A 22,770-nucleotide genomic window follows, 5' to 3' on the forward strand; every position below is an offset into this window, starting at 1 on the left:
ATGGAGGATCGCCGCAGGTCCGATGGAATGCGCGGTGCACCCTTCGCGGCCAAGTACCCTGGCACCATGACGAATCCTGGTCGCCTCAAGTCTGCGCGCCGCAACAAGCGCAGCGCGAGCCAGATGATTGTTGCGGGGTTGCTCGCCCTCGCGGTGATCGCGTCCCTCTTCCTGATCTTCAGCGACAGCGTCCAACTCCTGAGGGTGGGCCTGGTCGCCGCGCTGTGGGCTGCCACGGTCGGCGCCATCGCCATGACGAAGTACCGGCGCGAGTCGGCGCTCGACAAGGCGAAGGTCAACGACCTGCAGACCGTCTACGAGTTGCAGCTCGAGCGGGAGATCTCGGCACGGCGTGAATACGAGCTCACCGTCGAGAAGCGGGTGCGCAGCGAGGTGCGCGCCGACGCCGAAGAACTCGCCGCGCTGCGTGCCGAACTCGCGTCGCTCCGCAAGAATCTCGAGGCCCTGTTCGACGGCGCGATGCCGACCGAACGGATTGCGCTGCGGGCGGATTCGACGCGTGTGCAGGAACTCGCAGGCGGGTCGTACAGCAGCTATCAGCCGGCTGCGTCGGGCCTGTACATCCCGGGAGCAGGGCATGCCGCCGGGGCCGGGCATCAGAGCGGTTCCGCCCAGTCGTCTCACCACTTCGCGAATCCGGACGACGATCCGGTCACCGCCGAGACGTCCATCGTGGAACCCGCCTACGCCGGGCAGACCGAACCTGAGATCGAGGTCGAACCGGAACCGGAACCGGAGCCCGAGCCGGTTGCCGAGACCCGGCCGACACCCGAGCCGGAGCCTGTCGCCCCGGTCGAGCCCGAATCGGTCCGCGAGCCCGACTCAGAGGCAGAGGCAGAGGCTGAGGCTGAGCCCGAAGCGCGGCAGGGCCGCCGTCGGGCGCCCGAGGACGACGAACCGTCGGGTGCGCACTCGAACGGGCTGTCCGTCGCCGAGATCATGGCCAACATGCAGTCGGCATCCGGGACCGGCCAGAGCACCGGTGGCCGGCGTCGCCGGGCCGAGTAAGGCCGGACGCGCCCGAGGATCAACCCGCATCGTGTGAGGCATATATCACTCTGCCGGCGCATGGCGGGGTGCGTTCGAGCCGGGCTATCCTCACCCTGGAACGTCTGGTACCCGCCGAGCGGGACTGGAACGAACGAGAGGACGAAGGTGACCTCTTTCGGGATCACTAATGGCCCTGCGCCTGCGAGGTTGACGGTAGGAATCGTCTCCGCCGGCCGGGTCGGTACAGCAATCGGTGCCGCGTTGGAGCGGGCAGGTCACGTCGTCGTCGCCTGCTCGGCTGTCTCCGACGCTTCACGTCACCGGGCACGGACCCGGCTCCCCGAGACCGAGATTCTGCCGGTGGCCGAGGTCGCGGCCCGATCCGAACTGCTCATTCTCGCCGTCCCCGACGCCGAACTGCCGTCACTGATTGCGGGGCTTGCCTCCACCCGTGCGGTGCCGAGTCGCGCGATCGTTGCGCACACCTCCGGCGCGAACGGCATCGGGATCCTCGACCCCCTCACCGAGCAGGGCGTCGTTCCGCTCGCGATTCACCCCGCAATGACGTTCACCGGGCACGACGAGGACACCGTCCGTCTCGCGTCCGCCTGTTTCGGCATCACCGCCGCCGACGACATCGGTTACGCGATCGCACAGTCGCTGGTCCTCGAGATCGGCGGCGAGCCCGTCCGGGTTCGCGAGGACATGCGACCGCTGTACCACGCCGCCCTCGCGCACGGCAGCAACCACCTGGTGACGCTCGTCGTCGACGCCGTGGCCGCGCTGCGCGTCGCCCTCGAAGGCCAGGAACTGCTCGGCCAGGAGTTGATCGGCGACGATCCGAACGGCCTGGCCGAACGAGTCCTCCAGCCGCTGCTCTCCGCGGCGCTCGACAACGCCCTGCGGCGTGGGCCGTCGGCACTGACCGGGCCGGTCGCGCGGGGCGATTCGGAAGCGGTGGCCACGCATCTGCGGGTACTCGAAGAGGTCGATCCGCGGATCGCGGCCGGCTACCGTGCCCTGTCTCTGAGGTCGGCGCAACGCGCCGGCGCGACACCTGAACTGCTGGAAATCCTGGAAGACCGGAGGTGAGTTCCGTGAGCGATCTGCAGGGCGGATACAAGCGCGGCGAACTGACCGTGCACCACGACCCGAACGTGCTGACCCGGGTCTCGAAGGCGCTCCGCGGTGTCGGCCGCCAGGTCGCGCTCGTGCCGACGATGGGAGCCCTCCACACGGGTCACCTGGAACTGGTGCGGCAGGCCAAGCTCACCGGCGCGGTGGTGATCGTCTCGATCTTCGTCAACCCGTTGCAGTTCGGCGCCGGCGAAGACCTCGACGCCTACCCGCGCACCCTCGACGCCGATCTCGAACTGCTGCGCGAGGCCGGAGTCGAGCTGGCGTTCGTGCCCACCGCAGCCACCATGTACCCGGCAGGACCACGGACCACGATCCATCCCGGACCGCTGGGTGCCGAGCTGGAGGGCGCGTCCCGGCCGACGCACTTCGCGGGCATGCTCACCGTCGTCGCCAAGCTGCTGCAGATCGCGGCGCCGAACGTCGCGTATTTCGGCGAGAAGGACTACCAGCAGCTGACACTGATCCGGCAGATGGTGACCGACCTGAACTTCGACGTCCGAATCTTCGGCGTGCCCACGGTGCGTGAACACGACGGGCTGGCACTGTCCTCGCGCAACCGCTACCTCGACGAGGGGCAGCGCACCGCGGCGACGGCACTGTCCGCGGCGCTCATCGCCGGCGCCCACGCCGCGGCCGGTGGCGCCGAGGCGATCCTGGCCACCGCGCGCGAGGTGCTGGCCTCCGTCCCGGAGGTGGAGGTCGACTACCTCGAAGTGCGGGGCGTCGATCTCGGCCCCGCCCCCGAACGAGGCGACGGCCGGCTGCTCGTCGCCGCCAAGCTCGGAACCACCCGATTGATCGACAACGTCGGTGTCGCCGTCGGCACCGGTTTCCTCGAACGCGACGCCGAACCACCGTCGGGCGCGGCCACAGACGAACTTCTTTCCCGCTAGAAGAGTAAGGACCGGAACATGTTTCGCACCATGATGAAGTCGAAGATTCACCGCGCCACCGTCACACACGCCGACCTGCACTACGTGGGCTCGGTGACGGTCGACCAGGATCTGATGGACGCCGCCGACCTCCTCGAGGGCGAGCAGGTGTGCATCGTCGACATCGACAACGGCGCGCGGCTCGAAACCTATGTGATCGCCGGCGAGCGGGGAAGTGGCGTCATCGGGATCAACGGTGCGGCAGCGCATCTGGTCAAGCCCGGCGACCTCGTCATCCTCATCGCCTACGGCGTCATGAACGAGCAGGAGGTGCGCGACTACGAGCCGCGCGTCGTGTTCGTCGACGCCGCCAACTCGCCGATCGAGCTCGGTGCCGACCCGGCGCACGCGCCGGAGGGCTCCGGTCTCATCACCCCGCGCATGCTGTCGACGCTCGACGCCGAGCGCGAATCCAGTTTGGTGTAACCCATGCTCCTCACCGTCGACGTCCGGAACACGAACATCGTTCTCGGACTGTTCACCGGTACCGGTGAACACTCGAAGTTGGTGCAGGACTGGCGGATGCGCACCGACGCGAGGATGACGGCCGACGAGCTGGCCCTCATCTTCCGGGGGCTCCTCGGCGCGCACACCGATCAGATCACCGGTGTATCCGCGCTGTCGACGGTGCCGTCGGTGCTGCGGGAGATCCGCGTGATGCTGACGCGGTACTGGGGGCACGTCCCGCACGTGCTGGTGGAACCCGGGGTGCGAACCGGTGTTCCGCTGCTCGTCGACAACCCCAAGGAGGTGGGCGCCGACCGGATCGTGAACAGTCTTGCGGCGCATCACCTCTACGACGCACCGTGCATCGTGGTCGACTTCGGGACGTCCACGTGCGTCGACGTCGTGTCCGCCAAGGGCGAGTTCCTCGGCGGCGCCATCGCGCCGGGCCTCGAGATCTCCTCGGACGCACTCGCGTCGCAGTCGGCGGCTCTGCGCAAGGTCGAACTGGTGCGGCCCCGCTCCGTCGTCGGCAAGAACACCGTCGAGTGCATGCAGTCGGGTGCGGTGTTCGGTTTCGCCGGGCTCGTCGACGGGCTGGTCCGCCGCGTGCGCAAGGAACTGCCCGCCTTCTCCGGTTCCGACGTGGTGGTGATCGCGACCGGTGACCGCGCGCCGCTGATCATGCCCGAGACGGAAACCGTCGACGAGCACGAACCGGATCTCACGCTCGAAGGGCTGCGCCTGGTCTACGAGCGGAATCAGGCTCGCCGAGGGGCGCGTCGCAGCCCGCTCGAGTGACGGGTTCCCTCTTCGCGGAAGTTATGTCAGAATGGTCCCCGTGAATCTCTGCACGAGTGCTCAGGAGTGTTGTCGAGGCTGAACGCTGCCTTGACCAATTCACACTTCTGGGAGTCTCTCTCGTGCTCGCTACGTATTCTTCTGCATCTGTACCCACCCGTCTTCGCCCGGCTGACCTGCTGCGCATCACCGACCAGGGTGCTTCCGAGGTCCTCGACGGCCGCCACGACGTCCTGCTCCCGCAGAGCTGGCCCACCCACGAGCGCTGGTCGACCCGGCTGTACTCGGACGACGTCGTCGACGTCTGGCTGATCAGCTGGGTTCCCGACCTGAACACCGAATTGCACGACCACGCAGGCTCTTTCGGCGCGCTCACCGTTCTCAGCGGCGCGTTGTCCGAGTTCCGTTGGGCGGGTGACCGTCTGCGTCACCGCACTCTCGAGGCAGGCGATCAGGCCTCGTTCCCGCTCGGCTGGGTCCACGACGTCGTGCGGGCGCCGGACGCACCGGGGGCGGAGGTGGTGACGCCGACGCTGAGCGTGCACGCCTACTCGCCGCCGCTATCGGCCATGTCCTATTACGAGGTCACCGACCACGGCACGCTGCGCCGTACCCGGACCGAGCTCACCGATCTCCCCGAGGGTGGTTCGAAGTGAACATCGACCAGATGCTCGAAGAGGCCCGCACCCAGATCGACCGCATGTACGCATTCGAGCTGCCCGAGGCCGTGGCGCGCGGCGCGATCGTGGTGGACATCCGCCCGCAGGCGCAGCGAGCGATCGAGGGAACGCTGCCCGGTGCGCTCGCGATCGAACGCAACGTTCTCGAGTGGCGTTGCGATCCCACCAGCTCGGCGCACCTGGCGCTGGCAGTGGACCACGACGTCGAGTGGATCATCGTCTGCTCCGAGGGCTACACGTCGAGTCTCGCCGCGGCGGCGCTGCAGCAGCTGGGTATGCACAAGGCGACCGATCTCGTCGGCGGGTACAAGGCGATCAAGGCGGCGGGACTGCTGGGCTCGCTCATCGCCACGCAGCACTGTGTGCGGGAGCTGGCCACCGTCTCGGCTCACTGACGGCGAGCCGTCGGTTGACACTGACGGCGAGCCGTCGGTTGACACTGACGGCGAGCCGTCGGTTGACGCTGACCTCGAAATAGGGGCACGATCGGCTGTCGATTAGGCTGGTGACCCGTGAGTGAAGTAGCAGCCCAGCCAGTCGACGACACCCCCGAGCAGCTTCGGATCCGCCAGGAGAAGCGTGAGCGCATCCTCGCGGAGGGACGCGAGGCGTACCCGGTGTCGGTGGCGCGCACCCACTCGCTGGCGGAGATCCGGGCCAAGTACCCGGAACTCGAGCCGGACACGGCCACCGGTGACCAGGTCGGCGTCGTCGGCCGGGTGATCTTCGTGCGCAACACGGGCAAGTTGTGCTTCGCGACGCTGCAGGAAGGCGACGGCACCCAGCTGCAGGCGATGATCAGTCTCGCCGCGGTCGGGGAGGACGCTCTGGCCTCGTGGAAGGCCGATGTCGACCTCGGTGACTTCGTGTTCGTGCACGGTGAGGTGATCAGTTCGCGTCGCGGTGAGCTGAGCGTCATGGCCGATTCGTGGCAGATCGCGTCCAAGTCGCTCCGGCCGCTGCCGGTTGCGCACAAGGAGATGAACGAGGAGTCGCGGGTCCGGCAGCGCTACGCCGATCTGATCGTGCGCTCCGAGGCGCGGGAGAATGCGCGTAAGCGGGTGGCTGTCGTCCGTGAGCTCCGGAACGCGCTCGAGCGTCGCGGGTTCCTCGAGGTCGAGACGCCGATGCTGCAGACGGTGGCGGGTGGCGCGGCGGCCCGTCCCTTCATCACGCGTTCCAATGCCCTCGATATCGATCTCTACCTCCGTATCGCGCCCGAACTGTTCCTGAAGCGGTGCGTCGTCGGCGGTATCGAGAAGGTCTTCGAGATCAACCGGAATTTCCGCAACGAGGGTGTCGACTCGACGCACTCGCCGGAATTCGCGATGCTCGAGACGTACGAGGCGTACGGCACGTACGACGATTCCGCCGTCATGATCCGCGAACTCGTCCAGGAAGTGGCGCAGGCCGCTTTCGGTTCGCAGGTCGTCACTCTCGCCGACGGCACCGAATACGACTTCAGTGGTGAATGGAAGACCCTCGAGATGTACCCGTCGCTGTCGCAGGCGATCGGTGTCGAGGTCACTCCGTATAGCACCGTCGAGGAATTACTGGCGCTCGCCGAGAAGGTAGGCCTGGAGGTCCCCAAGGACAAGGGGTACGGGCACGGAAAGCTCGTCGAGGAACTGTGGGAGCACCAGTGCGGCGACCAGTTGTTCGAGCCGACGTTCGTCCGTGATTTCCCGGTCGAGACGTCGCCGCTGACTCGTGACCACCGCAGCAAGGCCGGGGTGACCGAGAAGTGGGACCTCTACATCCGCGGGTTCGAGTTGGCCACGGGCTATTCGGAATTGGTCGATCCGGTCATCCAGCGTGAGCGGTTCGTCGATCAGGCGCGTCTCGCGTCGGCCGGCGACGACGAGGCGATGGCCCTCGACGAAGAATTCCTCGCCGCAATGGAGCAGGGAATGCCGCCGACTACCGGTACCGGAATGGGAATCGACCGTCTGCTCATGGCTTTGACGGGATTGGGAATCCGCGAAACAATCCTCTTTCCCATTGTTCGTCCTTCCACTCGCTGATTCACCAGGGTGAATTCGCGCGGATAAATTCGATCCATTCCTCGTATTCCGAATCGGAAGAACAGGGGTATGGTTACCTCCGGGTCGTAGCTCACGTTGACGATGAGACGTCGCTTCATTCGAGAGGAATTTCATCCCATGGCTAAGAAGGTCACTGTCACCCTGATCGACGATGTCGATCAAGAGGCGTCTGCCGACGAGACGGTCGAGTTCGGACTCGACGGTGTTCAGTACGAGATCGACCTTTCCTCGGAGAATGCGGCGAAATTGCGCGAGCAGCTCGACGTGTGGGTTTCCCACGCGCGCAAGGTGAGCTCGCGCAAGCGCGGCAAGACCGTGGCGGCTCCAGCCGCCACCAAGTCCCGAGTTTCGGTCGATCGGGAACAGAGCGCCGCTATCCGGGAATGGGCGCGCAAGAACAACAAAAAGGTTTCTGCGCGCGGGCGTATCTCCGCGGAAATTATCGACGCCTACAACAAGGCGAACTGAAAGTTAGCTGGGGACCGAATTCGCTGATTCGCTACGCGACGTGACCTGGACTGTTAGCGTCCCGCACTGATCCGTTAATCGGGAGTTCGGGGGGTAGCTGTGCGGCGCTGCGTGACCGTTTCAGGGATTCTGTTCCTGGCGTTCGTGATGTGGTCCGGGGTGGCGTCCGCAGCGCCGACCTATCCGGTGCCGGATTCCTTCCTCGCCGGAGTGCCCCTCGAATTGGGAAATCCGGGCGGTTCGGCCCCGGGTTCGAACGACTGGTCCTGCGTGCCGAGTGACGCGCATCCCGAACCGGTGGTCCTCGTCCACGGGACGGGAGGCGCACGCCAGACCAACTGGGCGGTGTACGCGCCGCTTCTCGCCAACGAAGGCTACTGCGTGTATTCCCTCACCTACGGCAACTTCCCCGAACTGCCGTGGCCGCTCGATGCGATCGGCGGGATGACTCCCATCGACACCGGCACCGCTCAGATCGCCACGTTCGTCGATCAGGTGCTGTCGAGCACGGGGGCCTCGAAAGTCGATCTCGTCGGACATTCCCAGGGCACTCTGCAGGCGAACAACTACGTGAAGTTCTTCGGCGGCGCAGACAAAGTCTCGAAGATCGTGTCACTGTCACCGCCGTGGCGCGGAACGTACGGCAGCGATCAGATCAGCGTCGGGCGGTCCATGCGGGCGCTCGGCATCGACGACGAGGTGGCGGCAGGTTTCCCCGTCTGTGGGGCCTGCCCCGAGATGTTCCAGGGGTCCGCGTTCATCGACCGCATGCGGGCGGACGGGGTCTACGTTTCCGGCATCGAGTACACGAATATCGCCACCCGCTACGACGAACTGGTCGTCCCGTACACGAGCGGCATCGAGCCGGGTCCGAACACCACGAACATCGTCGTCCAGGACGATTGCGAGCAGGACTACTCCGACCACGTCGCCGTCGCCGGTTCGGCACGGGCCGCCGGATTCGTGCTCAACGCGCTCGATCCCGCCCACCCGCGCGACGTGCCGTGCCGTTTCGTCGCCCCCGTCGCGGGGTAGCCCTTTCTCGCCTCCTAGCCGGTTACCGGGGGAGGTCCTGAGCAACCCGCTGGGTATCGCGGCCGACGCCGGCGGAAAGGTATGGGTGGCGAACTCACAGCTCATCGACATACCCTGTCCGGACACGCAGGTCTCGCTTCCTTCGGGGAACGGGTCGCGAACTTCGCGGGCAAGAGGTTGTCGCATTTCTGCGACACCACGGTCACGACGTACCCGCAGGGTCCCGTCCAGGTACGTCTGGATGGTGAACAACTGGAAAGAAGTGTCCATTCGAGCCAGTCCCGGCGGCTACGAAATGGTGGTCCACATCGGCATCGCGGAGCCTGTTCGCTCCAGGCGTACAGCGAAGGGGAAACGATTGCCGGAGCTGGGGCGTTAAATACGGGTAAGCAGGCCTGCTCGTCCATCTAAAGGGGTGGAGGGGCAGCAGGTCGATCGGCAGCCAACTAGAGTAATAGCTGGGGTCGTGGAACCTTCGTCGGTTCGGGGCTTCGGCCCTCGGAGCAGGCGCTGGCGATCTGCTTGTAGTGCCGGAGCGAAACGCGGCGAACAGGGACGAGACACCCGGTCTCGTGACTGCACGTCGGAAAGTGTGAGGGAGAGCGATGTTCGAGAGGTTCACCGATCGCGCACGGCGCGTTGTTGTCCTGGCTCAAGAAGAAGCCAGGATGCTCAACCACAACTACATCGGTACGGAGCACATCCTGCTCGGCCTCATTCACGAGGGCGAAGGTGTCGCTGCCAAGTCGCTGGAGTCGTTGGGCATCTCCCTCGAAGGAGTGCGCAGCCAGGTCGAGGAGATCATCGGCCAGGGCCAGCAGGCCCCGTCCGGCCACATCCCCTTCACCCCGCGTGCCAAAAAAGTCCTGGAGCTCAGCCTGCGCGAGGCACTGCAGCTCGGACACAACTACATCGGTACGGAGCACATCCTGCTCGGCCTCATCCGCGAGGGTGAAGGCGTCGCAGCGCAGGTGCTGGTCAAGCTCGGTGCCGACCTCAACCGGGTGCGTCAGCAGGTGATCCAGCTGCTCTCCGGCTACCAGGGCAAGGAGCCGGCCGAGGCCGGCGGCACTCGCGGCGAGGCGGGCACCCCGTCCACGTCGCTGGTGCTCGACCAGTTCGGTCGCAACCTCACCCAGGCCGCCCTCGAAGGCAAGCTCGATCCCGTCATCGGCCGCTCGAAGGAAATCGAGCGCGTCATGCAGGTGCTGTCGCGCCGTACCAAGAACAACCCGGTGCTGATCGGCGAGCCCGGTGTCGGTAAGACCGCCGTCGTCGAGGGTCTCGCTCAGGCCATCGTCAACGGCGAGGTCCCCGAGACGCTCAAGGACAAGCAGCTGTACACGCTCGACCTCGGGTCGCTCGTGGCCGGCAGCCGTTACCGCGGTGACTTCGAAGAGCGCCTGAAGAAGGTCCTCAAGGAGATCAACACCCGCGGCGACATCATCCTGTTCATCGACGAGCTGCACACCCTCGTGGGTGCAGGCGCGGCCGAGGGCGCCATCGACGCGGCCTCGATCCTCAAGCCGAAGCTCGCCCGCGGTGAGCTGCAGACCATTGGTGCCACCACCCTCGACGAGTACCGCAAGTACATCGAGAAGGATGCCGCACTCGAGCGCCGCTTCCAGCCGGTGCAGGTCGGCGAGCCGACGGTGGAACACACCATCGAGATCCTCAAGGGTCTTCGCGACCGTTACGAGGCGCACCACCGCGTGTCCATCACGGACGGTGCACTCGTCGCCGCGGCCACCCTGGCCGATCGCTACATCAACGACCGCTTCCTGCCGGACAAGGCCATCGACCTCATCGACGAGGCCGGAGCCCGGATGCGCATCCGCCGGATGACCGCACCGCCGGACCTCCGCGAGTTCGACGACAAGATCGCCGACGCCCGCCGCGAGAAGGAGTCCGCGATCGACGCGCAGGACTTCGAGAAGGCCGCGAACCTGCGCGACAAGGAGAAGACCCTCGTCGCTCAGCGTGCGGAGCGGGAGAAGCAGTGGCGTTCCGGTGACCTGGACGTCATCGCCGAGGTCGACGACGAGCAGATCGCCGAGGTCCTGGGTAACTGGACCGGTATCCCCGTGTTCAAGCTCACCGAGGAGGAGACCACGCGTCTGCTCCGCATGGAGGAGGAGCTGCACAAGCGGATCATCGGTCAGGAAGACGCGGTCAAGGCTGTCGCCAAGGCCATCCGTCGTACCCGTGCCGGCCTGAAGGACCCGAAGCGTCCGTCCGGTTCGTTCATCTTCGCCGGCCCGTCCGGTGTCGGTAAGACCGAGCTGGCCAAGTCGCTCGCCAACTTCCTGTTCGGTGAGGACGACGCTCTCATCCAGATCGACATGGGTGAGTTCCACGACCGCTTCACCGCGTCGCGGCTGTTCGGTGCCCCTCCCGGCTACGTCGGCTACGAAGAGGGCGGCCAGCTCACCGAGAAGGTGCGCCGCAAGCCGTTCAGCGTGGTGCTGTTCGACGAGATCGAGAAGGCACACCAGGAGATCTACAACACGCTCCTGCAGGTGCTTGAAGACGGCCGTCTCACCGACGGTCAGGGCCGGACCGTGGACTTCAAGAACACGGTGCTCATCTTCACCTCGAACCTCGGTACCTCGGACATCTCCAAGGCTGTGGGTCTCGGCTTCACGTCCGGTAAGGGCGACGAGTCGAACTACGAGCGGATGAAGCTCAAGGTGCACGACGAGCTGAAGAAGCACTTCCGTCCCGAGTTCCTCAACCGCATCGACGACATCGTCGTGTTCCACCAGCTCACCACCGAGCAGATCGTTCAGATGGTGGACCTGATGGTGGCACGCGTCGAGGTGGCCTTGAAGAACAAGGACATGACGATGGAGGTCACCGACAAGGCCAAGTCGCTGCTGGCCAAGCGCGGCTTCGATCCGGTCCTGGGTGCGCGGCCGCTGCGTCGCACCATCCAGCGCGAGATCGAGGACCAGCTGTCGGAGAAGATTCTCTTCGGCGAGGTCGGCCCCGGTCAGATCGTGTACGTCGACGTCGAGAACTGGGACGGCGAAGGCGCGGGCGAGGATGCGAAGTTCACGTTCCGCGGCGAGACGAAGCCGGTCACGGTCCCCGACGAGGTTCCGGTCGACCTGGCCAAGTCGGGCGCAGCAGACTCGGAGTAGACAAGGCAGTAGTCGAACGACAACGGGCCGCCGGTGGTTTCCACCGGCGGCCCGTTCGTGTGTGCGGCGTCAGATGCTCTTGCGTCCCGACCAGTTGGCGAGGCGCTCGGTGGGACCGGCGGTGGGGTGCGGCTCGACCACGTCCGCGAACGGCACGTGCCCGCCGCGCGTCTCCGCCGGGATCGCGTGCCGTGCGACGGCGAGCATGGCCTCGGCGAGCTCCGGGCGGGTTTCGGAGGGTTGGCTGGTGGCGACGGCCAGGTCCCATCCGTGCACGAGGGTCTCGTTGATGTAGCCCCAGATGGCGGCACGGCCGGGGACCGTGCCCCACGGCGCCGTCACCGTCGCGTCGAGCCGGCTGTCGTCGGTCCAGACGGACCACATGCGGTCCGTGGCGGACCGGTAGGCGTCCGCGTAGCCGTCGCCGGGGAAGTCGGTGACGACGAGCGGAACGGTGCTCGGGTCACCGCCCTCACCGATCACGCGCGCACGCTCCACGGTGGCGACCAGGTGGCCGAGCAGGGTGCGGACGTCGAAGTCGGCGCACGGAGTGGATGCCGTCAGCTGGTCCTCGCGGACTTTCTCGATGAGGCCGGTCGTCCAGGTGAGGGCTTCGAGGTACAGGGGCCGGGGATCTGTCGTGTTCGTCATGAGGCAACTATCGCCGAAAATCATGACATCTCCTGTCATGTATTTCTGACAGACTCTTCCCATGCGCGCCGACCGCCTGCTCTCGCTCGTCCTCCTGCTCCGCAACCGCGGGCGAATGTCGGCGTCGGCGCTGGCCCGCGAACTCGAGGTGTCCCCGCGCACCGTGCTGCGGGACATCGACGCATTGTCGACGGCGGGGATACCGGTGTACGCCGAACGCGGCCGTGACGGCGGCTTCGAGTTGCTGCCGGGATTCACCACCGACCTCACAGGCCTGACTGTCGACGAGGCCAAGGCCCTGCTGGCGGCCGGCTCGGCGGTGACGTCGGAATCACTGGGCATGGCGCCGGCGTTCGCGTCGGCGATGCGCAAGGTGGTGGCGGCGCTGCCGGACGCGCACCGGGCCGCGGCGACGAAGGTGGCGGAGCGGGTGTTCGTCACCCAGGGAACGTGGCTGACCGATCCGGAACCGGTCGACGATCACCTCGGGCTGATCCAGCAGGCGGTTTTCGTGGGCAGGCGGCTGAGCATCCTCTACCCGTCGCGGGGCAACGATGCGGTGTGGCGCGTCATCGACCCGCAGGGCCTCATCCATGCGGCGGGACGGTGGTATCTGGTGGCGACGGACGCCGGCCGCGACCGGACGTACCGGCTCGAGCGGATCGAGGACGTCCGCGAACTCGACGAGCCGGCGCAGAGATCGGCCGACATCGACCTCGCCGCGATCTGGGAGCGTCGCCGTTCGGCGTTCCGGGCGCGCGGGACACCGGTGGTCGCCGATGTTCTCGTGCACCGTGAGCGTCGCGACGACCTGGTGGAGCGTGCCTATGCCGTCCGATCCGAGCAGTCGGTCGACGGCGACCGGGTGCGCCTGGAAGTGGTGTTCGGCGACGACTCCCACGCACGCGGGGTTCTGTGGGCGTTCGGTGAGGACGCGGAAGTGCTGGCACCGGACGCTCTGCGGGCCGCCCTGCGTTCCCGCGCGCTGCGGATGGCCGCCCGGTACGAGTAGGTTCGACACGTAAACCGAAGAACCACGAGAGGATGTGGCATGCCGACACGTACCGCACGGACCGCTTGGAACGGATCGCTCGAACAGGGAAGCGGCCAGGTGGAACTCACCAGTTCCGGTGTCGCGACGTTCGACGTCTCGTTCCCCAAGCGGGCGGCCGAAGAGGCGGGTGGAACCACCAGCCCGGAGGAGCTGATCGCCGCGGCGCATTCCTCCTGCTACGCGATGCAGCTGTCCGCACTCATCGCAGAGGCAGGCGGCACCCCGCAGAGCCTCGAGGTGAAGGCGGATGTCTCACTCGGACCGGACAACCCGGGTTTCAAGCTCACCGGCATCAAGCTGACGGTCCGCGGCGAGGTGGACGGTCTCGACGCCGACGGCTTCGCGAAGGCAGCTCAGGCCGCCAAGGAGTCGTGCCCCGTGAGCAAGGCGCTCACCGGAGTCGAGATCACGCTGGACGCGGCACTCGAGTCCTGAGTGCGGCGGGCTACTGACGGTTGAACCGTGCCCGCACTTCCTCCATCTTCGCCTGGAGTTCGTCCGGGCTGATGACGCCCTTGTCCATCAACGCGTGAGCGGTGGCGACGACGGACCGGGAGCGGACGGGGAAGTCGCGGTACACGGTTTCGCCCAGCTGGTCCTCGGTGTGGCGCCTGTCGAGATTGTCCCAGGCGCCACGCCAGGACAGGCATTCCGCGGTGGCCTGCATGCTCGATTCCCACGGGTCGGGCTTGCGGTCGAGGTCCGGCAGCGTCACGTCGTCGCGGGTCGTCTCCGGCGTCAGCGTGTTCAGGATGACGTCGTATGCCTTGTCCGTCATCATCGCGCGGTTCCTCCGTTGTCCGAGGGTGGTGTGGTCGCGGTCCAATCGACCTGTGGGAGGGCAACACCGATCATGGTGTCGCGGGTGACGATCGACGCCAGTTGTTCCTCGCTCCATCCCTCGGTGCCCTCGGGGCGCATCGGCATCACCATGAACCGTGATTTTTGGTTCGAATCATGCACGCGCACTTCGACATCCGACGGGAAGTGCAAGCCGAACTCCGCGATTACCTCGCGGGGCCAGCGCACCAACCGGCGGCGATAGTTGGGGGTGCGGTACCAGTCCGGAGACATACCGAGAACGGGCCGCGGATAGCACGAACACAACGTGCAGACGATGACGTTGTGGACCTTCGGGGTGTTCTCCAGCACGTAGAAGTACGTGTAGTCGCTCGGCGTGCCCGATCCGGTCGGGTCGCGCCAGTCGATCCCCACTTCTTTGCAGGTTTCGGTGCCGTCGGCCAGCAGCCGCTTCTTGAATTCCGGGTCGACCCACGCTTTCGCGACCAATTTCGAACCACCCGAGGGCCCTACCGATTCGGCCCATTCGGAGAAGCGGCGGTGATCCTCCCGGGAGAACAGTCCGTGTTCGATGGACAGTTCCCGAATGGCGGTCTCCAGGATCTCGAACTCGCTGACCTCCTCCGAGGCCTGGATCGGGGCGTGATCGTCGTGCGAATGCGTCATGTGTCCGCCTCTCCTGCCGGCTCGAGCCACCGCTCGGAGCACTCGGTTTCCAACGTGTCGATCTCGAATCCGGTGTAGCGGGGCCAGAGGTCGGTCTGCCGGAAGCGGACGACGTAGAACGGCTCGGTCCGGCCATCTTCCACGCGACCCCACGCCTCGTCCTCGGGAATCACCCACTCCGGGCGGTGCTCGACGACGACTCCGGTGCGCCCGCGGATGAATGCCTGGGTTCGGGTGTGGAACATCGAGGTCGCGTCCTTGACGGTGACCCGGTCGCCGATCTCGAACTTCGTCATGACTGGCCTCCGGTCGCGTTCCCGCCACCCGACCGGGCCCGGACCTCGTCGATCTTGGCGGAGAGTTCGTCGGGCGTGATCAGGCCCTTGTTGATGAGCGTCTTGGCGGCCACCGTGATCCACCGCGCGTAGTACGGCAACCCGAAGTACAGCGTTGCGCCCAGGTCGTTCTCGGCGCGGCGGCGCTCCTCGGAGTTCCACACACCGCGCCATCCGAGGCATTCGCACGTCACGTACGTACTCATCTCCCAGTCCTCTTCGACCTTCTCCTCGTACTTGACGGGAAGGGCGGCCTGGCCGCCGACGTCGTGGAGAACGTGTCGTAACGCGTCGAACGCGGAATTGGACAGGTAATACGGCGAATCCATCTCTGCGTGATGGATCGGGCCGTACTCCGCGACCCTGTTCGCCTGTGCTTCGAAATCTGCTGGAGAGTTCATCGCGTGCTCCGGTGGTGGTGGAACTAGTGACAGGGAACTCCCAGGAGATGGCGGCCGTCGTGCATCAATTCGTGCAGGTACATGCCACTTCGGGAGATCGCACCCTGGTCGAATCCGACCAGGTAGAGGGTGAGCAGGGCGAGCAGGACGACTCCGACGACGATCAGCACGATTCCGAGTGACTCGACGGACTTGCTCGGTGAAGAGACGTAAACCATGGCTACTCCTGGAGGAGTTCGGGTTCCGCAACTGTCGGCCGTCGATTGTCCGGGCATCGCGACGAGCGCCCCTTGCTCAGCGGCACGATCGATACGACGTTACTCTCGCCGTGTCGATTCCATCACCGTACCGTTCGGTCGAATCCGGCGTGCGGAAATGCAGCGCGGCGAACCAAGACAAACACCGTGTCGAACCCGGCGGAACAGAATGCACCGGCGATTCGTTCCACTGAACTGTGACGACACAGCAGAACACCGACGGCGACATCGAGATCGAGATCTGGTCCGACGTCGCCTGCCCCTGGTGCTACATCGGCAAGCACCGTTTCCTGTCGGCCCTCGCGGAGTTCGAGGGGCGCGACCGGGTGAACGTGGTGTGGCGGTCGTATCAGCTGTCGCCGGAGACGCCGGTGGGGGAGCGGCGCAGCGAACTCGACGCCCTGGTGGAGAGCAAGGGCATGCCTGCCGAGCAGGTCCGTCAGATGTTCGGACACGTTGCGCGCACGGCGGCCGGCGAGGGGCTGAGTCTCGACTTCGACACCGTGATCGCCGCCAACACCTTCGACGCCCACCGGTTGATCCACCTGGCGGGCGACGAGCGAGATGCCGTGGTAGAGGAACTGTTCCGCGCCCACTTCGGTGCGGGAGCCGTGATCGACGATCGCGAGGTGCTCGTCGAGATCGCGTCGCGGTCCGGGCTCGACGCCGACACCGTCCGCGCCGAACTCGAATCCGATGCCGGTGCGGACGCGGTCCGCGCCGACCTCGAGACCGCCCGTCGACTGCAGGTGTCGGCGGTGCCGTTCTTCGTCGCCAACCGCCGCGTCGCCGTGTCCGGCGCGCAGCCGAAGGACGTGTTCCTGCAGCTTCTGACGCAGGCGGGCGCGGCGCCGGTGAACTAGCGGCGCGTGAAGTACCGGTTGGCGTCGGGCCGGAACATGAGTGCCACCGCCGCGATCACCGCCACGAGATGGGTGAGTCGGGCGGTCGCGATCACCGCGGCGTCGAGCGTCAGACCCGCGACGGCGGACATCGGGTCGTTGCCGGCGGACAGCCAGGCGAGCGGCTCCATCACGAGCGAAGCGACGCCGAAGACGCCGAGACCGATCGCGAGAGTGTTCCGCGCCCACGCCCCGCCACTGCGGAAACGGGTCATGACGAACAGCACCGCGCCGTAGACGGCGACGCGGACCGCGAGTTGTCCGGCGAGGCTGCCGACGTCGGCGTCCGGGCCCTCCAATGCCGTCGATGTGTGCGCGATGGCCTCGACCACGCCGGCGAACAGGGCGAGTCCGAGCAGCCAGTACGCGCGCTCGATCGCCTGCGGGACCGAGGGTGCAGTACGAGTGGTCATGTCCCCATGCTGGTATCGGCGACGTCGCGGCACATCACCCCACGGAGTGGAGTTCACCCCTACCCGGGTATCGATGCGACGTGCTTGCCATCACCCCGGACGAGGGGCACATTGAAAAGCACGTCGTCGGCAGGGAGGCACTGTGCGCGAGCAGACACGACCCGGAGATGCATGGCCGGCGTTGAAGGTGGACGACTGGACGTCGACGCGGGACACCCTGCACATGTGGACGCAGATAGTCGGGAAGATCCGCTTGGCCCACGCACCGTTGATCAACCACTGGTGGCAGGTCCCGCTGTACGTGAGCCCCCGCGGTCTCACGACGTCGACAGTCCCGTACGGCACCGACTGCTTCGACATCGAATTCGACTTCGCCGACCATCGACTGGTGATCCGCACGAGTACGGGCGGCACCGGGACGGTTGCCCTCGAACCGAAGTCGGTGTCCGATTTCTATGCGGAGACGATGGCCACGCTGGCCGAACTGGGCGTGGCGACGACGATTCTGGCCCGGCCCAACGAGGTGGACCCCGCCGTCCCGTTCGCGGAGGACAACCAGCACTGTTCGTACGACAGTGAGTCGGTGCATCAGTTCTGGCGGCAGCTCGTGCAGGCGGACCGCGTCCTGCACGAGTTCCGTTCCCATTTCATCGGGAAGGTCAGTCCGGTGCACTTCTTCTGGGGTGCGCTCGACCTGGCCTGCACCCGGTTCTCCGGGCGAACCGCACCGACTCATCCTGGGGGAGCACCGAACTGCGGAGACTGGGTGATGGTCGAGGGCTACTCGCACGAGCTGAGCAGCTGCGGTTTCTGGCCCGGCGGTGGCGTCGAAGGCGCGTTCTACGCGTACGCCTACCCGGAACCGGATGGTTTCGCCGACTACCCGGTCGGGCCCGACGGAGCCTTCTACAGCAAGGAGAACGGACAGTTCCTGCTGCCGTACGAGACCGTCCGAACCGCAGACGATCCCGATGCCGCACTCTTGAAGTTCCTGCACAGCACGTACGACGCGGCGGCCGAGCGGGGTGGCTGGGACCGGGCCGCCCTGGAGGCGGACCCGGCCCGATGGGACGAATCCCGCTGACGCCCTGACAGGTGGGTCAGGCGACGTTCGCCGACGCGGGCGTCGTGGCCCGGGTGGCACGCTCCGTGAGGAACGCGAATGCCAGTCCGAGAACCAGCCACAACGTGGCCTGCGTCGCGAGGGACGACAGGCGGAACTGCCACAGCAGCACTGCGGGGAAGTCGTCGCCCACTTCGTTGACGGTGGGCAGAACGAGGTATCCGATGGTCACCACCACGAGGAACGCGAGAACCGGCGCCGCGATCCGCACCGACAGGAACTCCTGCGCTGCGACGGCCTTCGCCGCGAAGACGGAGGCCACCACCGCGAGCAAGCCCAGCACGACTGCGGCAAGCCACAGCCCGGTGCGCTGGGTGATCGTTTCGGGGTCTCCGACAGCGGGCGGGTTGGCGGGGTACTTGAAGAACGGCACCGCCTCGATTGCCAACCAGCCCAACGTGGCCAGTGTCAACCCGAGCAACGGCCCCGACAGCGTCGTCAGCCGACGCGCGTAATTCGCGACGACGGCGAAGATCGCTCCCAGAGCCAGGCCCGCGAGGGAGGTGGCCAGGAACAGTCCGAAGCGCTGTCCGTCCCGGCTGACCAGTGCGTCTTCTTCGTCGTGCGAGTGCCCGGCCGGCTCCGCTGCCTGCGTGGCATCGTGCGAGTGGACTTCGGCTTCGGCAGCGCTGTTCGACTCTTCGATCGCGATGGCCGCATCGATGTGCGACTCACCGAGGACGAACGCGACGCCACCGGCCAGGATGCCTGCGATCAGGCCGGCCAGCAGGCCGCGGATGAGGAGTTTCGTGAAGGAATCGGTCAGTGGCATGGCAGACCCAGGAGGTGGCGCCCGTCGTGCATCAGTTCGTGCATGTACATGCCACTGCGCGAAATCGCGCCCTGGTCGAAACCAACGAGGTAGAGAGCGAGCATCGCGAACAGAACGATCGCGAAAGAGATGACGGCGAGTCGGGTCGTGTCGACCGACGAGCCGGGTGCGTAGGCGAGTGCCATAGTTCCTCCTGGGATTTCGCGTCCCCTAGGTCCAGGCGATGGCCGCAGTATCTGGCTGTCGAGGTGGTTCCGGTGAAGGACTACTCCGATTTACAGTGGCGCGACCGCTCCGGGATTGCACCGGATTCCTGCCGAACCATCGCTTTGTCCTGCGAACTTTTGCACCCGGCGGGCCGTCGTGTCAATCCTCCCGCTCGGCCCTGGCTCTCAGTTCTTGTTCGCCGCCGCGACGTCGAGAACGACCTCGAACTCGAGCAGCGAAGCTCCGGACGCCACCGGCTTCTTCTGTTCACCCGCGTGTGCCTCCCGGGCCGGACCGTCGCGCCACGCCGCGAATGCCTCTTCGCTCTCCCACTGGGTGACGACGAAGTAGCGGTTCTCGCCCTTGACGGGGCGCAGAAGCTGGAATCCGAGGAAGCCGGGGGAGTTCTCCACGGCGTGCGCGCGCGCTGCGAAGCGCTTCTCGAGTTCGGGGCCCGCGCCCTCGGGGATTTCGATTGCGTTGATCTTCACCACTGCCATGCGGGCGAGATTACTCCGCTAGCGTCGGAGGGGTGGCGGGTGAGAGTGCGTTGCACGACGAGGGCGGGACGGGACAGCCGATTCTGCTGTTGCACGGGCTGATGGGCAGCGCCCGGACGTGGGGCCGGCACGTGCCGTGGTTGCGCGAGCACGGCCACGTCTTCACGTTCGACGCCGCAGGTCACGGCAGGCCCGCACCGTCGCGGTTGACGACGGAAGCGTTCGTGGAAGACCTGGCCGCCGTACTCGCGCCCTTCACCGAGCCGTGGGTGGTGATCGGGCACTCGATGGGCGCCCTGCACGCGTGGTTCCTTGCGGCCGAACACCCAGAGAAGGTATCGGCGCTCGTGCTCGAAGACATGGCCCCCGACTTCCGGGGCCGCACCGCCGCGGACTGGGCGGCGATGATCTCGAACTGGCCGCAGCCGTTCGCGACCCGGGAAGACCTGTTCGAGTTCTTCGGTCCGGTTGCCGGACAGTACTTCCTGGATTCTTTCGAGAAGCGCGCCGACGGCTGGTACCTGCACGGGGACGTCGACACGTTCCGCGACATCTCCGAGGAGTGGGGCGGCAGGCACTTCTGGGACCAGTGGGCGTCGATCACGGTTCCGGCCCTGCTGATCGAGGGGGAGTTCACGATCACCCCCGACGGTCAGATGCGGACCATGGCGGAGCGGCATCCCGGCGCCGAGTACGTCCGCATCCAGCGGGCCGGGCACCTCGTCCACGACGACCAGCCGGAGCAGTACCGGAAAGTGGTCGAGGAGTTCCTCGACGGGCTGGGCTGAGAGCCACCTCGTCCGCTGCGCAGGAGATTGTGTTCTTTTTTTCGCTTTATGGTCGAGGTATGGCCGCTCTGATGAACCACACGGTGTTGCTGCCGGGCGCCGACGATCGGGCCTTCTCACCGCGTTGAAGTATGTTATCGCTGGTCAGGATGATGTGACGATCTCGACTCCGGAGGTTCGGCGCCGTTGCCGGACAGTGTCCGGAGGCTGCTCGTCGACGCGGTCACGGCTCTGGATCGGGGGCAGGCACCGGCGGGTGGAGTTGGCGGACGTGCTGGCCTTTCGACAACACGAGCGCGCGACGCGGTCAGGTGTTCGAGGAGATGGCGCACGAGGAAACCCCAGACCCCGGCGACGCCGCTGACGGCTTCGTCTCGACCCGCTGATCGAGGGGCAGGGCAACCGTGGCTGCCTGTCGGGTAGTTCTCGACGCGTGCGTCCGGCTTCCGCAGCTGACCGACGAGCAGATCGACTCGTTGCCGCCCGAGGTGCGGCAGACGTACCGGCAGCTTCGTGCGGTGGATCCGGCCGAACTGGTGCGGTTTCTCGGGCATACAGATCTGGTGAATGCGGCGTGGGCATTCCTGATGCCGGTGTGTGTGGACGGGGATCTGCTGTCGGTATGGCCGAACGTGGATCCCGACTTCCGGGCGGTACTGGCGCAGAAGTGGGTGCGTGCAACCACTATCGGATGACTGTTGACGATGGGATGGTGAGGCGGTTGAGGCGGCCCTTGCCGGGCCGCCGGATCATCCGCTGTGGGTGCATTTCGAGCGCGTGCACGTGCGGTCGTTCGGGGCGATGCTGCCAGATCCGGCGACGTGGGGAATCGGTTCAGCCACCAGGATGGTCGCCCCGGGGTCGAGGCGCTCTACGTATTCGACGCCTCGGCGCTGGAGGGCGATCTGTGGCAGCCGAACGATCCCCGGTACGTGTGCCCGGTCCTCATGCATCTCGTCGACGGGCGTTGGCTGGTGCGAAATCTGGGGTCGGAATCGGACCCTGCGATTACCACCTGAACCTACGTGGTGGGGGCGGGGGTGGATGGTTGCCAGCCCCTGGGTATCTATCGCGCGACGCGGTGAAACCTCACGCTGGTTGAACGCCCGGGAGTCCGGGAGTTCCACGTATTGCTGTACTCCACGACCTATTCGAAGGCGCACATGTATTTCGACTTCCGTGACAAGCCCGACCGTCTCTGTGTCAAAGAAATGGTTCATGGCTACAACATATCCAGCTGCTTGTTCGTAGCCGTCGAGCTGGAGCTCGCCGATCTGCTGGCGGGGGGCCCAATGGCGCTTGCCGACCTCGCCCAACGAAGCGGCACTGATCCCGATGCGCTGAAGCGGATCCTCCGCCTACTCATGAGCGCGGGGATCTTCTCCGTGGACGAGCAGGACAGATGCGCACTCACGCCGCGAGCCGAATTCTTGCGCAGGGATAATCCGGAATCGATCGCAAGCGAGGTGGAGCTCTTTGCCGGCGCAGAAACGTACCTGGCCTGGAGCGAGCTGCTCCAATGCGCACGTACGGGACAGACAGGATTCGGCCAGTTCTTCGGCAAATCGCTCTTCGACTACCTGGCCGAGCACCCCGACTCCGCCCAGCGCTTCCATCTGGGCTGGCACGAGATCTCGATCCGCACCGGTCTCGAGACCGCGGAAGCGATCGATTTCACGGACAATCGGCACGTCGTCGATGTCGGCGGTGGCTACGGCATCGTGACCGCCCAGCTGTTGCGCAAATACGATCATCTGCGGGGCACGATTTACGACCTGGAGTTCTCGCTGGCCAGGGCCGGTGACACCTTGCGGGAATATGGCGTCGATGAGCGGTGTGGCATTGTGCCCGGCGACGGTTTCACAGAGGTGCCTGGCGGGGGCGACGTCCACCTGCTCAAGAGCGTTCTTCACACGATGAACGACGACGACTCGGTACGCGTCCTCATCAATTGCGCGAACGCACTCGCGCCCGGCGGCAGGATCCTGGTCCTGGAGCGGGTGATCAGCGAGGACGGCGGATACGTCTGGGGAAATGTGGTGGACGTCGCCATGCTGGTCATGACGGGCGGCCGGGAGCGAACGATTCAGGACTACGCGCGCCTATACGAGCGCGCAGGCCTCGAACTCACCGGCAGTACGCTCCTGCCCTGCGGCTTCAGCGCAATCGAGGGCCGGAAGTGAGACCGGCCGGACGAGCGC

At 66.1% G+C, this 22,770-nt stretch carries 28 protein-coding genes and 1 riboswitch; of the genes, 18 read left to right on the top strand and 10 right to left on the bottom strand.

What is annotated here, in order from left to right; all coding sequences use genetic code 11:
* Positions 1–66 precede the first annotated feature (66 nt).
* The 11 genes from FND50_RS04295 to FND50_RS04345 all read left to right on the top strand — a co-directional run bounded on the left by FND50_RS04295 (position 67) and on the right by FND50_RS04345 (position 11,699).
* Entirely contained in the window at positions 67–1,029 is a 963-nt protein-coding gene (locus tag FND50_RS04295) for a DUF6779 domain-containing protein (RefSeq protein ID WP_186301232.1), read from the top strand.
* A gap of 147 nt (positions 1,030–1,176) precedes the next feature.
* A complete protein-coding gene (locus FND50_RS04300; RefSeq protein WP_037242324.1) occupies positions 1,177–2,103 on the top strand; it encodes a Rossmann-like and DUF2520 domain-containing protein in 927 nt (308 codons plus the stop codon).
* Positions 2,104–2,108: 5 nt separating this feature from the next.
* Positions 2,109–3,044, top strand: coding sequence for a pantoate--beta-alanine ligase (panC, locus tag FND50_RS04305; RefSeq protein WP_144284862.1), 936 nt, complete (start codon positions 2,109–2,111; stop codon positions 3,042–3,044).
* A gap of 18 nt (positions 3,045–3,062) precedes the next feature.
* Positions 3,063–3,509, top strand: coding sequence for an aspartate 1-decarboxylase (panD, locus tag FND50_RS04310; protein WP_005262154.1), 447 nt, complete (start codon positions 3,063–3,065; stop codon positions 3,507–3,509).
* A gap of 3 nt (positions 3,510–3,512) precedes the next feature.
* Complete coding sequence (locus FND50_RS04315; RefSeq protein ID WP_005244962.1) at positions 3,513–4,328, top strand: type III pantothenate kinase; 816 nt, start codon at positions 3,513–3,515, stop codon at positions 4,326–4,328.
* Positions 4,329–4,450: 122 nt separating this feature from the next.
* A complete protein-coding gene (locus tag FND50_RS04320) occupies positions 4,451–4,984 on the top strand; it encodes a cysteine dioxygenase (protein ID WP_144284863.1) in 534 nt (177 codons plus the stop codon).
* A complete protein-coding gene (locus FND50_RS04325) occupies positions 4,981–5,403 on the top strand; it encodes a rhodanese-like domain-containing protein (RefSeq protein ID WP_144284864.1) in 423 nt (140 codons plus the stop codon). Before FND50_RS04320 ends, FND50_RS04325 begins: the two co-directional genes overlap by 4 nt.
* A 117-nt stretch (positions 5,404–5,520) precedes the next feature.
* Positions 5,521–7,032, top strand: a complete 1,512-nt coding sequence (gene lysS, locus FND50_RS04330; protein ID WP_005262157.1) for a lysine--tRNA ligase — start codon at positions 5,521–5,523, stop codon at positions 7,030–7,032.
* A 138-nt stretch (positions 7,033–7,170) separates the two neighbouring features.
* Positions 7,171–7,521, top strand: a complete 351-nt coding sequence (locus tag FND50_RS04335; protein ID WP_005262159.1) for an Lsr2 family protein — start codon at positions 7,171–7,173, stop codon at positions 7,519–7,521.
* Between the two features lie 99 nt (positions 7,522–7,620).
* The gene (locus tag FND50_RS04340; protein WP_144284865.1) at positions 7,621–8,556 is read left to right on the top strand and encodes a triacylglycerol lipase; all 936 of its coding nucleotides are present in this window, start codon (positions 7,621–7,623) and stop codon (positions 8,554–8,556) included.
* 605 nt (positions 8,557–9,161) lie between these two features.
* Positions 9,162–11,699: an ATP-dependent Clp protease ATP-binding subunit gene (locus FND50_RS04345; protein WP_005244954.1), complete on the top strand. Its 2,538-nt coding sequence runs from the start codon at positions 9,162–9,164 to the stop codon at positions 11,697–11,699.
* 69 nt (positions 11,700–11,768) lie between these two features.
* Here the strand turns inward: FND50_RS04345 and FND50_RS04350 are convergent, their stop codons facing one another.
* Positions 11,769–12,350: a TIGR03086 family metal-binding protein gene (locus FND50_RS04350; protein WP_144284866.1), complete on the bottom strand. Its 582-nt coding sequence runs from the start codon at positions 12,348–12,350 to the stop codon at positions 11,769–11,771.
* A 61-nt stretch (positions 12,351–12,411) separates the two neighbouring features.
* On the opposite strand from FND50_RS04350, the gene FND50_RS04355 reads away from it, so the two are divergent.
* Positions 12,412–13,362 carry a YafY family protein gene (locus FND50_RS04355; protein WP_144284867.1) on the top strand — a complete coding sequence of 317 codons (951 nt, stop codon included), beginning with the start codon at positions 12,412–12,414 and terminating at the stop codon, positions 13,360–13,362.
* A 39-nt stretch (positions 13,363–13,401) separates the two neighbouring features.
* Positions 13,402–13,839: an OsmC family protein gene (locus FND50_RS04360; RefSeq protein ID WP_005244949.1), complete on the top strand. Its 438-nt coding sequence runs from the start codon at positions 13,402–13,404 to the stop codon at positions 13,837–13,839.
* 10 nt (positions 13,840–13,849) lie between these two features.
* Here FND50_RS04360 and FND50_RS04365 read toward each other — a convergent pair whose 3' ends face one another.
* The 5 genes from FND50_RS04365 to FND50_RS04385 are packed head-to-tail and all read right to left on the bottom strand — an operon-like array spanning position 13,850 to position 15,825.
* Entirely contained in the window at positions 13,850–14,185 is a 336-nt protein-coding gene (locus FND50_RS04365) for an SH3-like domain-containing protein (RefSeq protein WP_005262166.1), read from the bottom strand.
* Positions 14,182–14,871, bottom strand: a complete 690-nt coding sequence (gene scnC, locus FND50_RS04370; protein ID WP_144284868.1) for a thiocyanate hydrolase subunit gamma — start codon at positions 14,869–14,871, stop codon at positions 14,182–14,184. Before scnC ends, FND50_RS04365 begins: the two co-directional genes overlap by 4 nt.
* Positions 14,868–15,167: an SH3-like domain-containing protein gene (locus FND50_RS04375; protein ID WP_005262167.1), complete on the bottom strand. Its 300-nt coding sequence runs from the start codon at positions 15,165–15,167 to the stop codon at positions 14,868–14,870. The genes scnC and FND50_RS04375 overlap by 4 nt, the downstream gene beginning before the upstream one ends.
* Positions 15,164–15,607, bottom strand: coding sequence for an SH3-like domain-containing protein (locus tag FND50_RS04380; RefSeq protein WP_005262168.1), 444 nt, complete (start codon positions 15,605–15,607; stop codon positions 15,164–15,166). Before FND50_RS04380 ends, FND50_RS04375 begins: the two co-directional genes overlap by 4 nt.
* Positions 15,608–15,630: 23 nt before the next feature.
* Positions 15,631–15,825 carry a CbtB domain-containing protein gene (locus FND50_RS04385; protein ID WP_144284869.1) on the bottom strand — a complete coding sequence of 65 codons (195 nt, stop codon included), beginning with the start codon at positions 15,823–15,825 and terminating at the stop codon, positions 15,631–15,633.
* 236 nt (positions 15,826–16,061) lie between these two features.
* Here FND50_RS04385 and FND50_RS04390 point away from each other — a divergent pair, with 236 nt between their 5' ends.
* The gene (locus FND50_RS04390) at positions 16,062–16,727 is read left to right on the top strand and encodes a DsbA family protein (RefSeq protein WP_144284870.1); all 666 of its coding nucleotides are present in this window, start codon (positions 16,062–16,064) and stop codon (positions 16,725–16,727) included.
* Here FND50_RS04390 and FND50_RS04395 read toward each other — a convergent pair.
* Positions 16,724–17,179 carry a hypothetical protein gene (locus FND50_RS04395; RefSeq protein WP_144284871.1) on the bottom strand — a complete coding sequence of 152 codons (456 nt, stop codon included), beginning with the start codon at positions 17,177–17,179 and terminating at the stop codon, positions 16,724–16,726. The two genes, FND50_RS04390 and FND50_RS04395, sit on opposite strands and share 4 nt — an antisense overlap.
* 142 nt (positions 17,180–17,321) lie before the next feature.
* Here FND50_RS04395 and FND50_RS04400 point away from each other — a divergent pair, with 142 nt between their 5' ends.
* A complete protein-coding gene (locus FND50_RS04400) occupies positions 17,322–18,263 on the top strand; it encodes a DUF5996 family protein (protein ID WP_144284872.1) in 942 nt (313 codons plus the stop codon).
* Between the two features lie 16 nt (positions 18,264–18,279).
* On the opposite strand, the gene FND50_RS04405 is transcribed toward FND50_RS04400, so the two are convergent.
* The 3 genes from FND50_RS04405 to FND50_RS04415 all read right to left on the bottom strand — a co-directional run bounded on the left by FND50_RS04405 (position 18,280) and on the right by FND50_RS04415 (position 19,781).
* A complete protein-coding gene (locus FND50_RS04405) occupies positions 18,280–19,074 on the bottom strand; it encodes a CbtA family protein (RefSeq protein ID WP_144284873.1) in 795 nt (264 codons plus the stop codon).
* Positions 19,065–19,259: a CbtB domain-containing protein gene (locus FND50_RS04410; RefSeq protein ID WP_005244930.1), complete on the bottom strand. Its 195-nt coding sequence runs from the start codon at positions 19,257–19,259 to the stop codon at positions 19,065–19,067. Before FND50_RS04410 ends, FND50_RS04405 begins: the two co-directional genes overlap by 10 nt.
* A gap of 22 nt (positions 19,260–19,281) precedes the next feature.
* Positions 19,282–19,415: riboswitch (cobalamin riboswitch) on the bottom strand.
* A 51-nt stretch (positions 19,416–19,466) separates the two neighbouring features.
* Complete coding sequence (locus FND50_RS04415; protein ID WP_005244929.1) at positions 19,467–19,781, bottom strand: antibiotic biosynthesis monooxygenase; 315 nt, start codon at positions 19,779–19,781, stop codon at positions 19,467–19,469.
* Positions 19,782–19,813: 32 nt separating this feature from the next.
* Here FND50_RS04415 and FND50_RS04420 point away from each other — a divergent pair, with 32 nt between their 5' ends.
* From FND50_RS04420 to FND50_RS04435, 3 genes are all read left to right on the top strand, one after another.
* Positions 19,814–20,569, top strand: coding sequence for an alpha/beta fold hydrolase (locus FND50_RS04420; protein WP_144284874.1), 756 nt, complete (start codon positions 19,814–19,816; stop codon positions 20,567–20,569).
* A 404-nt stretch (positions 20,570–20,973) separates the two neighbouring features.
* Positions 20,974–21,264 carry a hypothetical protein gene (locus FND50_RS35970; protein WP_186301233.1) on the top strand — a complete coding sequence of 97 codons (291 nt, stop codon included), beginning with the start codon at positions 20,974–20,976 and terminating at the stop codon, positions 21,262–21,264.
* A 468-nt stretch (positions 21,265–21,732) separates the two neighbouring features.
* Complete coding sequence (locus FND50_RS04435; protein WP_144284875.1) at positions 21,733–22,752, top strand: methyltransferase; 1,020 nt, start codon at positions 21,733–21,735, stop codon at positions 22,750–22,752.
* Positions 22,753–22,770: the final 18 nt, after the last annotated feature.

The sequence above is a fragment of the Rhodococcus sp. WB9 genome (genome assembly GCF_007558985.1).
In the GTDB taxonomy this organism is placed as follows: Bacteria; Actinomycetota; Actinomycetes; order Mycobacteriales; family Mycobacteriaceae; genus Rhodococcus_F; species Rhodococcus_F opacus.

Bases quoted from the DNA above. Each gene is read 5' to 3' on its own strand.
- FND50_RS04345 (WP_005244954.1), top strand. From the start codon at position 9,162: ATGTTCGAGAGGTTCACCGATCGCGCACGGCGCGTTGTTGTCCTGGCT.
- FND50_RS04355 (WP_144284867.1), top strand. From the start codon at position 12,412: ATGCGCGCCGACCGCCTGCTCTCGCTCGTCCTCCTGCTCCGCAACCGC.
- FND50_RS04335 (WP_005262159.1), top strand. From the start codon at position 7,171: ATGGCTAAGAAGGTCACTGTCACCCTGATCGACGATGTCGATCAAGAG.
- FND50_RS04295 (WP_186301232.1), top strand. From the start codon at position 67: ATGACGAATCCTGGTCGCCTCAAGTCTGCGCGCCGCAACAAGCGCAGC.
- FND50_RS04375 (WP_005262167.1), bottom strand. From the start codon at position 15,167: ATGACGAAGTTCGAGATCGGCGACCGGGTCACCGTCAAGGACGCGACC.
- FND50_RS04405 (WP_144284873.1), bottom strand. From the start codon at position 19,074: ATGCCACTGACCGATTCCTTCACGAAACTCCTCATCCGCGGCCTGCTG.
- FND50_RS04350 (WP_144284866.1), bottom strand. From the start codon at position 12,350: ATGACGAACACGACAGATCCCCGGCCCCTGTACCTCGAAGCCCTCACC.
- FND50_RS04435 (WP_144284875.1), top strand. From the start codon at position 21,733: ATGTATTTCGACTTCCGTGACAAGCCCGACCGTCTCTGTGTCAAAGAA.
- FND50_RS04380 (WP_005262168.1), bottom strand. From the start codon at position 15,607: ATGAACTCTCCAGCAGATTTCGAAGCACAGGCGAACAGGGTCGCGGAG.
- FND50_RS04410 (WP_005244930.1), bottom strand. From the start codon at position 19,259: ATGGCACTCGCCTACGCACCCGGCTCGTCGGTCGACACGACCCGACTC.
- FND50_RS04385 (WP_144284869.1), bottom strand. From the start codon at position 15,825: ATGGTTTACGTCTCTTCACCGAGCAAGTCCGTCGAGTCACTCGGAATC.
- FND50_RS04315 (WP_005244962.1), top strand. From the start codon at position 3,513: ATGCTCCTCACCGTCGACGTCCGGAACACGAACATCGTTCTCGGACTG.
- FND50_RS04365 (WP_005262166.1), bottom strand. From the start codon at position 14,185: ATGATGACGGACAAGGCATACGACGTCATCCTGAACACGCTGACGCCG.
- panD (WP_005262154.1), top strand. From the start codon at position 3,063: ATGTTTCGCACCATGATGAAGTCGAAGATTCACCGCGCCACCGTCACA.
- FND50_RS04395 (WP_144284871.1), bottom strand. From the start codon at position 17,179: ATGACCACTCGTACTGCACCCTCGGTCCCGCAGGCGATCGAGCGCGCG.
- FND50_RS04415 (WP_005244929.1), bottom strand. From the start codon at position 19,781: ATGGCAGTGGTGAAGATCAACGCAATCGAAATCCCCGAGGGCGCGGGC.
- scnC (WP_144284868.1), bottom strand. From the start codon at position 14,871: ATGACGCATTCGCACGACGATCACGCCCCGATCCAGGCCTCGGAGGAG.
- FND50_RS04360 (WP_005244949.1), top strand. From the start codon at position 13,402: ATGCCGACACGTACCGCACGGACCGCTTGGAACGGATCGCTCGAACAG.